This is a genomic window from Mycobacterium shimoidei, assembly GCF_900417275.1.
Lineage (GTDB): Bacteria > Actinomycetota > Actinomycetes > Mycobacteriales > Mycobacteriaceae > Mycobacterium > Mycobacterium shimoidei.
Genome location: NZ_UEGW01000001.1, coordinates 1,791,787 through 1,804,211 on the forward strand (window position 1 = coordinate 1,791,787; position 12,425 = coordinate 1,804,211).

Annotated in this window: 13 protein-coding genes; 9 read left to right on the plus strand and 4 right to left on the minus strand. The window is 67.2% G+C overall.

The annotated features are described in order from the left end of the window. The first annotated feature begins 18 nt into the window (after positions 1 to 18). The 3 genes from purL to MSP7336_RS08740 are packed head-to-tail and all read left to right on the plus strand — an operon-like array spanning position 19 to position 4,660. Entirely contained in the window at positions 19 to 2,313 is a 2,295-nt protein-coding gene (purL, locus tag MSP7336_RS08730) for a phosphoribosylformylglycinamidine synthase subunit PurL (protein ID WP_113963512.1), read from the plus strand. Continuing rightward, entirely contained in the window at positions 2,310 to 4,037 is a 1,728-nt protein-coding gene (locus MSP7336_RS08735) for an alpha/beta hydrolase (protein ID WP_113963513.1), read from the plus strand. Before purL ends, MSP7336_RS08735 begins: the two co-directional genes overlap by 4 nt. Continuing rightward, the gene (locus tag MSP7336_RS08740; protein WP_113963514.1) at positions 4,037 to 4,660 is read left to right on the plus strand and encodes an Rv0804 family intramembrane glutamic endopeptidase; all 624 of its coding nucleotides are present in this window, start codon (positions 4,037 to 4,039) and stop codon (positions 4,658 to 4,660) included. The genes MSP7336_RS08735 and MSP7336_RS08740 overlap by 1 nt, the downstream gene beginning before the upstream one ends. Here the strand turns inward: MSP7336_RS08740 and MSP7336_RS08745 are convergent. Continuing rightward, the gene (locus MSP7336_RS08745) at positions 4,646 to 5,056 is read right to left on the minus strand and encodes a MerR family transcriptional regulator (protein ID WP_244917440.1); all 411 of its coding nucleotides are present in this window, start codon (positions 5,054 to 5,056) and stop codon (positions 4,646 to 4,648) included. The genes MSP7336_RS08740 and MSP7336_RS08745 overlap by 15 nt on opposite strands. 66 nt (positions 5,057 to 5,122) lie before the next feature. Here MSP7336_RS08745 and MSP7336_RS08750 point away from each other — a divergent pair, with 66 nt between their 5' ends. From MSP7336_RS08750 to purM, 5 genes are all read left to right on the plus strand, one after another. Beyond that, positions 5,123 to 5,428 (plus strand): hypothetical protein, encoded by a 306-nt coding sequence (locus MSP7336_RS08750; protein WP_113963516.1) that lies wholly within the window; start codon positions 5,123 to 5,125, stop codon positions 5,426 to 5,428. An 8-nt stretch (positions 5,429 to 5,436) separates the two neighbouring features. Continuing rightward, entirely contained in the window at positions 5,437 to 5,787 is a 351-nt protein-coding gene (locus tag MSP7336_RS08755) for a SpoIIAA family protein (RefSeq protein ID WP_244917441.1), read from the plus strand. 38 nt (positions 5,788 to 5,825) lie between these two features. Continuing rightward, a complete protein-coding gene (locus tag MSP7336_RS08760) occupies positions 5,826 to 6,212 on the plus strand; it encodes a sterol carrier family protein (RefSeq protein ID WP_069395788.1) in 387 nt (128 codons plus the stop codon). Between the two features lie 207 nt (positions 6,213 to 6,419). Then, positions 6,420 to 7,967: an amidophosphoribosyltransferase gene (gene purF / locus MSP7336_RS08765; protein ID WP_181786957.1), complete on the plus strand. Its 1,548-nt coding sequence runs from the start codon at positions 6,420 to 6,422 to the stop codon at positions 7,965 to 7,967. A 40-nt stretch (positions 7,968 to 8,007) separates the two neighbouring features. Next, positions 8,008 to 9,084, plus strand: coding sequence for a phosphoribosylformylglycinamidine cyclo-ligase (gene purM / locus MSP7336_RS08770; RefSeq protein WP_069395790.1), 1,077 nt, complete (start codon positions 8,008 to 8,010; stop codon positions 9,082 to 9,084). Between the two features lie 3 nt (positions 9,085 to 9,087). Here the strand turns inward: purM and MSP7336_RS08775 are convergent, their stop codons facing one another. Both MSP7336_RS08775 and ygfZ read right to left on the minus strand, forming a co-directional pair. Beyond that, the gene (locus MSP7336_RS08775; protein WP_069395791.1) at positions 9,088 to 9,273 is read right to left on the minus strand and encodes a DUF3073 domain-containing protein; all 186 of its coding nucleotides are present in this window, start codon (positions 9,271 to 9,273) and stop codon (positions 9,088 to 9,090) included. Positions 9,274 to 9,409: 136 nt separating this feature from the next. Then, positions 9,410 to 10,492, minus strand: a complete 1,083-nt coding sequence (gene ygfZ, locus MSP7336_RS08780; RefSeq protein ID WP_113963519.1) for a CAF17-like 4Fe-4S cluster assembly/insertion protein YgfZ — start codon at positions 10,490 to 10,492, stop codon at positions 9,410 to 9,412. 108 nt (positions 10,493 to 10,600) lie between these two features. Here ygfZ and MSP7336_RS08785 point away from each other — a divergent pair, with 108 nt between their 5' ends. Continuing rightward, positions 10,601 to 11,452 carry an aminodeoxychorismate lyase gene (locus tag MSP7336_RS08785; protein WP_113964839.1) on the plus strand — a complete coding sequence of 284 codons (852 nt, stop codon included), beginning with the start codon at positions 10,601 to 10,603 and terminating at the stop codon, positions 11,450 to 11,452. A 301-nt stretch (positions 11,453 to 11,753) separates the two neighbouring features. Here MSP7336_RS08785 and MSP7336_RS08790 read toward each other — a convergent pair whose 3' ends face one another. Continuing rightward, positions 11,754 to 12,386, minus strand: coding sequence for a heme-binding beta-barrel domain-containing protein (locus MSP7336_RS08790; protein ID WP_069395794.1), 633 nt, complete (start codon positions 12,384 to 12,386; stop codon positions 11,754 to 11,756). Positions 12,387 to 12,425 lie beyond the last annotated feature (39 nt).

The window sequence follows — 12,425 nt, forward strand, 5'->3', positions numbered from 1 at the left end:
GAATCTAGACTGTGACCCGTGACGTCCGGGCTCACCCAAGCGGTCGATACCGTCGAGCGGGCCGCGGCCAGCCCCGATCAGCCGCAGCCGTTTCGTGAGCTAGGTCTCAAAGACGACGAATACCAGCGCATCCGCGACATCCTGGGCCGTCGGCCCACCGACGTCGAACTGGCGATGTATGCGGTCATGTGGAGCGAACACTGCTCCTACAAGTCATCGAAAGTCCACCTGCGCTATTTCGGTGAGACCACCACCGAGCAGATGCGCGCCGGCATGCTGGCCGGCATCGGGGAAAACGCGGGTGTTGTCGACATCGGCGACGGCTGGGCGGTCACCTTCAAGGTGGAATCACACAATCACCCCTCCTACGTCGAGCCTTATCAGGGTGCGGCCACCGGTGTGGGCGGCATCGTGCGCGACATCATGGCGATGGGCGCGCGCCCCGTCGCGGTGATGGACCAGCTGCGCTTCGGCGCGGCCGATGCTCCCGACACCCGCCGCGTGCTCGACGGCGTGGTTCGCGGCATCGGCGGCTACGGCAATTCGCTGGGCCTGCCCAATATCGGTGGCGAGACCGTCTTCGACCCGAGCTACGCCGGCAATCCGTTGGTCAACGCGTTGTGCGTGGGAGTGCTGCGAGCACAAGACCTGCATCTGGCGTTCGCGTCCGGCGCCGGAAACAAGATCATCCTGTTCGGTGCGCGAACCGGGCTCGACGGAATCGGCGGGGTGTCGGTGCTGGCGTCGGACACGTTCGGCGGCGACGAGTCCGGTCCCGGGCGCAAGAAGCTCCCGTCGGTGCAGGTGGGCGACCCGTTCATGGAGAAGGTGCTCATCGAGTGCTGCCTGGAGCTTTACGCCGCCGACCTGGTGATCGCGATCCAGGACTTGGGTGGGGCCGGATTAGCTTGTGCCACATCGGAATTAGCGTCAGCCGGTGACGGCGGTATGGCCATCGAACTGGGCACCGTGCCGCTGCGCACCAAGAACATGACGCCCGCCGAGGTGCTTTGCAGTGAATCGCAGGAGCGGATGTGCGCGGTGGTCGCGCCGGAAAACGTTGACGCGTTCATGGCGGTGTGCCGCAAATGGGAGGTGCTGGCCACCGTGATCGGCGAGGTGACCGACGGCGACCGGCTGCGAATCACCTGGCACGGGGAGACGGTCGCCGACGTGCCGCCACGCACGGTGGCCGACGAGGGCCCGGTATACCAGCGCCCGGTCGCGCGCCCCGAGTCACAGGATGCGCTCAATGCCAACCGGTCGAGCAGCCTGAAGCGGCCGGTCACCGGCGACGAGCTGCGCTCGACTTTGCTTGCGCTGCTGGGTAGTCCGCACTTGTGCAGTCGCGCCTTCATCACCGAGCAGTACGACCGCTATGTGCGCGGCAACACGGTGCTGGCCGAACACGCTGACGGCGGCGTGCTGCGCGTCGATGAGACCACCGGCCGCGGCATCGCGGTGTCGACCGATGCCTCGGGTCGCTACACCCTGCTGGATCCCTATGCCGGCGCTCAGCTGGCGCTGGCCGAGGCCTACCGCAACGTCGCCGTCACCGGCGCCACCCCGGTTGCGGTCACCAACTGCCTCAACTTCGGTTCGCCGGAGGATCCCGGGGTGATGTGGCAGTTCTCCCAGGCGGTGCGTGGTTTGGCGGATGGCTGTGCGACGCTTGGTATTCCGGTGACGGGCGGCAATGTCAGCTTCTACAACCAGACCGGGTCGACGGCGATCCTGCCTACCCCGGTGGTCGGCGTGCTGGGCGTCATCGACGACGTGGCGCGTCGCATCCCGACCGCGATGGGCACCGAAGCGGGGGAGACGTTGCTGCTGCTGGGCGAGACCCGCGACGAGTTCGACGGTTCGATCTGGGCGCAAGTCACCGCCGACCATCTGGGCGGGTTGCCACCCGCGGTCGACCTGGCACGGGAAAAGCTGCTGGCCGAGGTCTTGAGCGCGGCTTCGCGCGACGGGCTGGTGTCGGCGGCCCACGACCTGTCCGAAGGCGGTCTGGCGCAGGCGGTGGTGGAATCGGCGCTGGCCGGCGAAACAGGTTGCCGCATCGTGCTTCCCGAGGGTACTGATCCCTTCGTCATGCTGTTCTCCGAGTCGGCGGGCCGAGTCCTGGTGGCCGTGCCCCGCACCGAAGAGAGCCGATTCACCTCGATGTGCGAGGCGCGTGGACTGCCCGCCACCCGCATCGGCGTCGTCGATCAGGGCTCGGATTCGGTGGAGGTTCAGGGACTGTTCACGGTGTCCCTGGCCGAGCTGCGCGACACGTCCGAGGCAGTGCTACCCCGACTCTTCGGATGACCGTGCGCGACGCACCCGGCCGGCATCCCCTGCTGGTGTGGGCGTGGAGCTTGTTGCGGTTGAAATACGTCGGTATCGCGTTCGGCGCCTTGTTCTTCTGCCTGTCGCTGACCCCATCGCTGCTGCCGCGCGACTGGATTTTCCAGGGATTGGTCGGCGGAATCAACGCCGCATTCGGCTACGGCCTGGGGGTGGTGATCGGCAAGGTGGTGCACCGCCTGGTGCTGCGCAGCGCCGGCTGGTGGCCGCCGCCGCCTCGGATCTTGCTGTTGATGAAGGCCGCGGTGGTGGTCGCCTCCCCGGCGGCGTGTGTGCTGATGCTGATCCCGGCCGCATCCTGGCAACGACAGGTGTCGGCGCTGATGGGGATCCCCGGCCCGACCGCGCCTGCGTACCTGCGCACCCTGCTCGTCGCGGCCGGTGTCGGCGCTCTGCTGGTCGGTGCGTCGCGGGTGTTGATCGACGCCATCAAGGTGCTGGCCCGGATGCTGATCAGGCGCTGGCGCATCCACAACGAAACAGCGATGTTCATCGGAACCGCGATCGTGGTCACCGTGCTGGTGCTGCTCATCAATGGTGTCTTGGTGCGAGGATTCTTCGCGGCGGCAAACGCGATCTTCGAGCCGCAGAACAGCGAAACCCGTCCCGGTCTGACACAACCGACCCTGCCGGAAAAGTCCGGCAGCCCAGCGTCATTGGCGCCTTGGGATTCGTTGGGCTATCAGGGCCGCAGCTTCGTCGCCACCGGTCCGCACGCCGCCGATATCACCCGGATCAACGGTCGGCCCGCCCGCGAGCCCATCCGCATCTACGCCGGACTGCACACCGCCGACGACGACGAAGGCCGGATGAAGGTCCTGGTGCGCGAACTCGAACGCACCGGCGCATCCGATCGCAAAATGCTCGTCATCGTCCCGACGACGGGCACCGGCTGGATCAATCCGGTGGCGGCCCGTGCGATCGAGATGATGTACGACGGCGACACCGCGATAGTCGGTGCGCAGTATTCCTACTTGCCAAGCTGGATATCGTTTTTGGCTGATCAGCAGAAGTCGATGGACGCCGGGCGGATGCTGGTCGATTCCATTCACCACTACTGGGAGCAACTGCCGCGGGATCACCGGCCGAAGTTGGTGCTGTACGGCGAAAGCCTGGGGTCGATGGCCGGACAAAGCGCCTTTGACTTCCTGCCCGATATCCCCAGGATGGGCTTCGACGCGGTGCTGTGGGTCGGGCCCCCGCACGAAAGTCCGTTGTGGCACGCGCTGATCGAGCGGCGCGATCCCCATAGCACCCAAGTGCAGCCGTGCTACGACAACGGGCGAACGGTGCGGTTCTCCGAGGCGGTGACGCCGCACGACGTGACTCGCACTGCCGCGCCACCGTGGGACGGCACCCGGGTGCTGTTCTTGCAGCACCCGTCCGACCCCGTCGTCTGGTGGTCACCCCGGCTGTTGTTCACCCGGCCGGACTGGCTGGTCGAGCCACCCGGCCAGGATCGGACCGCTGCGATGAGCTGGTATCCGGTGGTGACATTCTGGCAGGTCAGCGCCGATCTGACCGAAGCCGAGGACATGCCCGGCGGGCATGGCCACAACTACGGCGACATCGTGCTGGACGGCTGGGTGGCAGTCGCTCCGCCGGATGGCTGGCAGCCAAGCGACACCGAGCGCATCAGGGTGGCGCTCAAGCAGACCGCGAGCGCTGACGAACCCAAAGACTGATGCGGCACAACGCTTTTCGCCAACTAAAGGCGGTGGTGCTGGCGGCGATGCTGGTCGGCTGGAGCTTTGTCGCCCCGCGCGTGCCGGCGCCGTGGCGTACACCCGCGCAGGCCGGCCTGGCCGGCCTGCTGATCGCCGCGACCCGAGCGCCGCTGGGCCTTCGCCCGCCGCAGCTGTGGCGGGGGCTGCGCGTCGGAGCGATGGCGGGCACCGGCGCGGCGACCGCCGTCGCGATGACCACGACGCTGCCGCCGGTCCGGCTGGGGATGACCGACCGCGAGCTACCGCGACCGGCGCCGGCCTGGCTGTTGCTGCACATCCCGCTGGGCACCGTGTGCGCTGAGGAGGCGGCATACCGCGGGGCATTGGCCGCCGCCGCCAACGCCGCTTTCGGGCGAACCGGCGGAAGGCTGTTGCAGGCCAACGCATTTGGGCTCTCCCATATCGCCGATGCGCGTGCCACTGGCGAGCCGGTGTTGCCCACCGTCCTCGTTACTGGTCTTGCCGGCTGGGTGTTGGGTTGGCTGGGCGAGCGATCCGGCAGCGTGCTGGCGCCGATACTGGCGCACTTGGCGATCAATGAGACCGGCGCCGCGGCGGCGTTGGCTCTACAACGACGCTGACGATTCGGCGAGTTGCTCCAGGACAACGCAGTCCGGGCCAGATCCGCCGGGGCAGACGTCGTCGGCTGCTTCGATGAACATCGCGACGTCGCGTTCGAGCGCATGCAATTCCCGCAGCTTGTCGCGGAGCTCTTCAAGGTGCGCCTGCGCGAGGTCGCGTGCGTCGCTGCACGGGCGTTCATCGTCTTGGATCAGGCAGGTCAGCATCCGGATTTGGTCGAGCGAAAATCCGAACTTTCGGCACCGTCGGATCAATGTCAGTCGCCGTGCATCGTCCTGGCCGTAGCGGCGCTGGTGGCCCACCCGGGCCGGCGCGGGCAAAAGACCGATGTCCTCGTAGTAGCGGATGGTCGGCGCGGTCGTGCCGGTCAGTTCTGCAAGTTCGCCGATTTTCATGCCCATGGCACATCTTCTCGTCGATGCGGTTGAACCTCAAGTGACTGGAAGGGCCACGCTGTAGAGATGGACCACGTTGAACCCGCCTGCACACTCGCCTTCGCCGACTACCGACAGCGGCTGGCTTGGATCGCAGCGCTCAACGCGGCGGCCCTGCGCGGCTACCACCGCGAGGGTTCGCGCATCGAGCTCGCCTACGATTCGGCGGCGGCCGCGCTGGTACACGAGTTCGTCCGTGCCGAGCAAGACTGCTGCCCGTTTCTGAAATTCAGCGTCGACCAGGACGAGGACACGCTGGTCGTGACGATCGTGGCGCCGGGCGAGGGCGGCGAAGCGTTCGATGAACTGTTTTCACCAAGTGCCACAACATGATCAGCGTCATGGATGAGAGTTCCGGCAATGTCATCGGATTCCGTGCCACGGCAAGACTGACTCGATCCGACTATCAGATGCTACAGCGGCTTGTCGAAGATTTGCTCAAGCGGTTCGCGTCTGCGAGCGTGCTTTTCCTCATGGACGACGCTTTCGAGGGCTGGAGCCTGCGCGCGGCGTGGGCCAACACCATCTTCGATCTGAAGCACCGGCGCGACTTCGGCAAGATCGCAATGGTTGGCTGCCCGAGGTGGGAGGAATGGTGCGTGAAATTGGCTGCGGCGCCTCTGATGGTCGGCGAACTGCGGACATTTCGACGCGAAGAACTCGGCGAGGCATGGCGGTGGCTGCGGTCGTGACGGCGAAGGCCCCGGCCCCAGACCGTCGACAGTGACATATGGCCCCGCGTCGTAAAGCCGACCCGGCGCAGACCCGCGCCGCGGTACTGGCCATTGCGGAATGGTTGCGCGACGACACACAGCCGGTTCCGGAGCGCGCTGACTTGGCGGCCGCGGTGCGGCTCACCGCCCGGACTTTGGCGGAGCACGCACCCGGCGCCAGCGTCGAGGTCCGGATTCCACCGTTCGTTGCCGTCCAATGTATTTCGGGACCGCGGCACACCCGCGGCACGCCGCCCAACGTCGTCGAGACCGATCCGCGGACATGGCTTTTGCTGGCCACCGGCCTACTGCAGTTGGCCGAGGCCCAGGCCGGGGGGGCGGTAGCGCTCTCCGGATCGCGCGCCGGTGAGATCGGCGCCTGGCTACCGCTGGTCAGGCTGTGACTCGGTCGACGCACGCCGACCAATCCCTGTGACCACTGTGACCTGCGTGGTTGGTGAATCCTTCTGGGAATGCTCGGTCCGTAAAAGTCGTTAGCGCGAACGCAACACGCTCGCTCGATTCGGCGACTTGACCGTCGCCCCCGTAGACTCCGTTACGTCACCAACCGCGCCCCAGGGAGCCGCCCCATCGTGACCGCTCAGCAGCCGATACTCCCGGCGATTCCAGAAAACCCGCCCGGCGAAGAGTGTGGTGTATTCGGCGTATGGGCACCCGGCGAGGAAGTCGCCAAGCTCACCTATTACGGCTTGTACGCGTTGCAGCATCGCGGCCAGGAGGCCGCCGGCATCGCCGTCGCCGACGGGTCGCAGGTCCTGGTGTTCAAGGATTTGGGGCTGGTCAGCCAGGTTTTCGAAGAGCAGACCCTGACCGCCATGCAAGGACACGTCGCGATCGGGCATTGCCGCTACTCCACCACCGGTCAGACCACCTGGGAAAACGCCCAGCCGGTGTTTCACACCACGAGCGCCGGCACCGGGGTGGCACTGGGGCATAACGGCAACCTGGTCAACAGCACCGAACTGGTCACCCGGGCGCGCGACGCGGGGCTGATCAACCCCCGAATCCCCGGGAGTGCCAGCACCGACTCCGACATCCTCGGCGCGCTGCTGGCGCACGGCGCGGCGGACTCCAGCCTGGAGCAGGCGGCGCTGGAACTGCTGCCGACCGTGCGCGGCGCCTTCTGCCTGACATTCATGGACGAGGACACGCTGTATGCGGCCCGCGACCCGTACGGGGTGCGCCCGTTGTCGTTGGGGCGGCTGGACCGCGGCTGGGTAGTGGCCTCGGAAACCGCGGCGCTGGACATCGTCGGCGCCTCGTTCGTCCGTGACATCGAGCCCGGTGAACTGCTGGCGATCGACGCCGACGGCGTGCGGTCCACCCGCTTCGCCAACCCGACTCCCAAGGGCTGCATCTTCGAGTACGTGTACCTGGCGCGCCCGGACAGCACGCTTGCCGGCCGCTCGGTGCATCGCGCCCGGGTCGAGATCGGTCGCCGGCTGGCCCGCGAATGCCCGATCGACGCCGACCTGGTGATCGGTGTCCCGGAGTCGGGCACGCCGGCGGCGGTCGGCTACGCCCAGGAGTCCGGTATTCCCTACGGGCAGGGTTTGACGAAGAACGCTTACGTCGGACGCACATTCATCCAGCCGTCGCAGACCATTCGCCAGCTCGGTATCAGGCTCAAGCTCAACCCGCTCAAGGAAGTCATCCGCGGCAAGCGGCTCATCGTCGTCGACGACTCGATCGTGCGGGGTAACACCCAGCGCGCGTTGGTGCGGATGCTGCGCGAGGCCGGCGCGGTCGAGGTCCATGTGCGGATCGCCTCGCCGCCGGTCAAGTGGCCCTGTTTCTACGGCATCGACTTTCCCTCTCCGGCCGAGTTGATCGCCAACGCCGTCGAGGACGAAGAGGAAATGGTCGAGGCCGTGCGACACGGCATCAACGCCGACACGCTGGGCTACATCTCACTGCGGGGCCTGATCGCCGCCACCGAGCAGCCGACCTCGCGGCTGTGCAGCGCCTGCTTCGACGGCAAGTATCCGATCGAGCTGCCCAGCGAAACCGCACTGGGCAAGAACGTCATCGAGCACATGCTGGCGACCACCGCCCGCGGCGCCGCGGCGCGACCCGATATCGCGACCGCAGAAGCATCGCCGGAGGCCGAACAGGCGTCGGTCCTGCGGCATCCATAGCCGGTACCGACGGGGGCGCCGACCGGTAGCCTTAACCGCGATGACTGAAAAAGACCCCGGCAATCACGGCGTCACCTACGCATCGGCAGGGGTAGATATCGCAGCCGGCGAGCGGGCCGTCGAATTGTTCAAGCCGCTGGCGTCGAAAGCCACCAGACCCGAAGTACGCAGCTCGCTGGGCGGCTTCGCCGGATTGTTCGCGCTGCGCGGTGGTTACCGCGAACCGCTGCTGGCCGCGTCCAGCGACGGCGTCGGCACCAAGCTGGCCGTCGCGCAGGCGATGGACAAACACGACACCGTAGGTCTCGACCTGGTGGCGATGGTGGTCGACGATTTGGTGGTGTGCGGCGCCGAGCCGCTGTTCCTGCTGGACTACATCGCCGTCGGGCGGATCGTGCCGGAGCGGCTCAACGCGATCGTCGCCGGCATCGCCGACGGCTGCATGCGGGCGGGCTGCGCGCTGCTCGGCGGAGAGACCGCCGAACATCCCGGCCTGATCGAACCCGACCACTACGACATCTCCGGAACCGCCGTCGGCGTGGTCGAGGCCGACGACGTGCTGGGACCCGAGCGGGTCAAACCCGGCGACGTGATCATCGCGATGGGGTCGTCGGGCCTGCATTCCAACGGCTACTCGCTGGCCCGGCGGGTGCTGCTGGAGATCGACCGGATGAACCTGGCCGGGCACGTGGAAGAGTTCGGCCGCACCCTGGGCGAGGAGCTGCTAGAACCGACGCTCATCTACGCCAAGCACTGTATGGCGCTGGCCGCCGAAACTCAGGTCCGCACGTTCTGCCACATCACCGGTGGCGGACTGGCCGGCAACTTGGAACGGGTTATCCCGAACGGGCTGGTCGCCGAAATCGACCGGGGCACATGGACGCCCGCGCCGGTATTCGCGATGATCGCCCAACGCGGCCGGGTCAGTCGCGCGGAGATGGAGAAGACGTTCAACATGGGTGTCGGCATGGTCGCTGTCGTCGCTCCCGAGGACACCGACCGCGCCTTGGCCATCCTGACCGCCCGGCACTTGGATTGCTGGGTGCTGGGCACCATCAGCAAGGGCGGAAAAGATGGCCCGAGAGCCAAGCTCGTCGGGCAACACCCGCGGTTTTAAGGGCTAGCGGCGATAGTCCTCTGCCCACGGGTCGTCGGGAAGCTGGTCCTCATCGTCGAACCGGTCGGAGTCGTCGGAGTTCGACCCGGACAGCTCGCGTTGAAGCCGCTCGAAGTCGGTCTGCGGGGAGCTGTACTTCAGTTCTCGAGCAACCTTGGTCTGCTTCGCCTTAGCCCGGCCGCGGCCCATGGGGGAACCCCCTCGCGCAATAACGGAGCGGCCCAATATTAGGCGGCTCCGATCTGTCAGTGAATTTATTGTCCTGCCGACAGTTTACCGTGCCCCGTCCTTGTGTGCTGCCTGCCCTACCCGTCGGTAGAAGCGATTATCGGTTGATGCCGCGCAGCCGCTCGACGGCCTGCCGCCCGGCGCCGACTACGTCGTCGGAAGGCACGGTGTCGGGGTCGATCGTGGCGGCGACGTCGTCGCGACCGGTCACCAACGCGGTCTCGGCCGGCAACCCGCGCTTGAGCAGCGCCAGCGCCACCGGGCCCAGATCGACATGGTCGACGACGGTGCCCAGCCGGCCCACCGGGCGCCCGTCGGCCTTTACGGCATCACCCGTCGACGGCCGCTCCGCCGAGCCGTCCAGATGCAGCAACACCAGCATCCGCGGCGGTTTACCGAGGTTGTGCACCCTGGCGACGGTCTCCTGTCCGCGATAGCAGCCTTTGTCCAAATGAACCGCCCCCACCCCGGGGCCGCCGATCCAGCCCACCTCGTGCGGGATGGTGCGCTCGTCGGTGTCAACCCCCAGCCGGGGGCGGACGGCCGCCACCCGGTGCGCCTCGTACGTCCATACCCCGGCCCGGCGAACCCCCGCCTGCGTCAGGCGCTGCTCCCACTCGGCGGACCGGCCTCGGGCGACCAGCAGGTCCAGCTCGAGTTGCCCGGTCGCGCCGGTCATCCGCCGCAGAAAGCCCCCGTGCACTGGCACCGCCGTCATCTGGGCGGGCAACGCGTCCACGCCGATCGCGTCGAGGACAGCTCGCTCAGCCAACCGCGGACCCAGCAGCGACAGCACCGCCAACTCCGCGGCGGCCGGGGTGACCTCAGACCAAAACACCATCCGGCGTAGGTAGTCCAGCAGCGGTTCACCACGCCACGGTTCGGTGTCGAGATAGGTCACACCGCCCAGTTCGGTTTGCAGCCAGTGGTCTTCGACGCGGCCCCGACCATCCAAGCTCAGGTTTTCGGTGCTGGCGCCGTCGGTCAGCTCGCTGACGTGTTGGGTGGAGATGCTGTGCAACCAGGTCTGCCGGTCGGCGCCGGTCAGGGTGAGCACCGCCCGATGCGAGCGATCGACCAGTACGGCGTCCGTCTGGGCGGCGCGTTGTTCAGCGAGCGGATCGCCGTAGTGCCAGATAGCACCGGCGTCTGGGCCTTCGGGGACGCGAACTGCGGTCACATCCCAACTCTACGAGCTGCTCAACGCCAACCGACGTCTGTGAAGCCAGCGTCACATACGTCGGCAGGCGGACATATAGGCTCCATATCCATGACAGACCACCCGGGTGTGGTCGTCACGCTCGACGGCGAGATCCATCCGCCGGGAACACCGCTGCTGTTCGCCGACGACCTCGCTGCGGTGCGTGGCGACGGCATCTTCGAAACGCTGCTGGTCCGCGACGGCCGGGCCTGCCTGATCGAAGCGCATCTGGGCCGACTGGCCCATTCGGCCGCCTTGATGGACCTGCCGAAACCCGATCTGTCGACGTGGCGGCGGGCAATCGACGTGGCCACCCGGCAATGGGTGGCCGACACCGCCGACGAGGGCGCGATGCGGCTGGTCTACAGCCGCGGTCGGGAACGCGGCGGCGAGCCGACGGCGTACGTGACGGTCAACCCGGTCGCCGAGCGGGTGGCCGCGGCCCGCCGCGACGGGCTGGCCGCGGTGACGCTGCCCCGCGGGCTGCCCTCCACGGGCGTCGACGCCATGCCGTGGCTGCTGGCCGGCGCCAAAACACTGTCCTACGCGATCAACATGGCCGCGCTGCGGCACGCCGCCCGGCAGGGCGCCGGCGACGTCATCTTCGTCAGCTCGGACGGCTACATCCTGGAGGGCCCCCGCTCGACGGTGGTGATCGCCTCCGACGACCGATGCCTGCTGACACCGCCGCCGTGGTATCCGATTCTGCGCGGCACCACACAGCAGGCGCTCTTCACGGTAGCTCGCGCCAAAGGCTATGACTGCGACTACCGCGCCTTGCGGGTCGCGGATCTGCATGCCGCGCAAGGCATTTGGCTGGTATCGGCGATGACGTTGGCTGCACGGGTGCACACTCTGGACGGCCGGCCGCTCCCGCACCCACCGATGGCAGCGGAATTCACCGAGCTCGTCGACGCCGCGATCGTCAGCGATCGCTGAATTCGGTGGTTCGTGCTACCGGTCAGCGGGTAGCGTCAGCCGTACACAAGAAAGGAGGTGGTCCGCGAATTGATTGGCTTATGGACTTGTGAGGTGGCTGCGCGCTAAGCAGCGCCAGGCTGGAAAGAACCGGCAGCATCTGCTGGCGAATTCCCCGCAGCCACCCGGCCCCCGAGCCTCCGGTCTGTCCAACCAGGAACTACGGCTCGGGGGCCGTCTCATATCTGTCGGCGTTGACTCTGCACCTACCAGGCAAAAGTTCGAGAAGACTCCGTGGTAGCCGCAGAGTCAACGAGAATTGCTAGCCCGCGAAGCGGGAAAGTCGGGCAGACAAATGCGGGACCAGTCCGCCGTCGGGATCCACCCGTTCTTCGACGTAGGCGAGGTCGCCGCCTTCGACGATGCCGTAGAGCCGTTTGGCCCCGCCGACCAGCGCACCGGATTTACTGCGCGCCAGGGCATCGGTGACCAATTCCCACGACGACTGGGTGCGCGGCTGTCCGTAGAACAGCTCGACGTAGCCGGCCGAATGCGCCAGCATCAGCTCGATGGCCTGCGACTCGGTGGGATCGTTGGGGTCGTTGACGAAGCGCCAGAAGCCGGCTTCCCGAAGGTCGTGCCCGTCGTAGTCGCCTGAGTCGGTCAACCGCCAGGACCTGGCTTCCCAGTTCAGGTAGTCGCCGCCATCGTGTGAGACCACGATCTGCTGGCCGAACCGGTAGTCGCCGTGAGCGCCGCGGCCCTCGCCCTCCCCGCGCCATACCCCGACCAACGGCAACAGCGCCAGCAGCGCGTCATGCAGGTTGGCGCCCTCGCGCAGGTTGGCGGTATCGGCGGGGATCGGCAGGTCGTCGAACGTCGGGATGTTGCGCGAACCCGTCACCTTGGCGCGTTCAGCGGCTGCCGCGACCGCGCGGTCCGCGGGCCCGGTCACGACTCGTCGGTGATCAGCCGATACAGCACGTACAGGGCG

Coding starts and splice junctions, on each gene's coding strand:
- MSP7336_RS08735 (WP_113963513.1), top strand. CDS start 2,310: ATGACCGTGCGCGACGCACCCGGCCGGCATCCCCTGCTGGTGTGGGCG.
- MSP7336_RS08740 (WP_113963514.1), top strand. CDS start 4,037: ATGCGGCACAACGCTTTTCGCCAACTAAAGGCGGTGGTGCTGGCGGCG.
- MSP7336_RS08745 (WP_244917440.1), bottom strand. CDS start 5,056: ATGAAAATCGGCGAACTTGCAGAACTGACCGGCACGACCGCGCCGACC.
- MSP7336_RS08750 (WP_113963516.1), top strand. CDS start 5,123: ATGGACCACGTTGAACCCGCCTGCACACTCGCCTTCGCCGACTACCGA.
- MSP7336_RS08755 (WP_244917441.1), top strand. CDS start 5,437: ATGGATGAGAGTTCCGGCAATGTCATCGGATTCCGTGCCACGGCAAGA.
- MSP7336_RS08760 (WP_069395788.1), top strand. CDS start 5,826: ATGGCCCCGCGTCGTAAAGCCGACCCGGCGCAGACCCGCGCCGCGGTA.
- purM (WP_069395790.1), top strand. CDS start 8,008: ATGACTGAAAAAGACCCCGGCAATCACGGCGTCACCTACGCATCGGCA.
- MSP7336_RS08775 (WP_069395791.1), bottom strand. CDS start 9,273: ATGGGCCGCGGCCGGGCTAAGGCGAAGCAGACCAAGGTTGCTCGAGAA.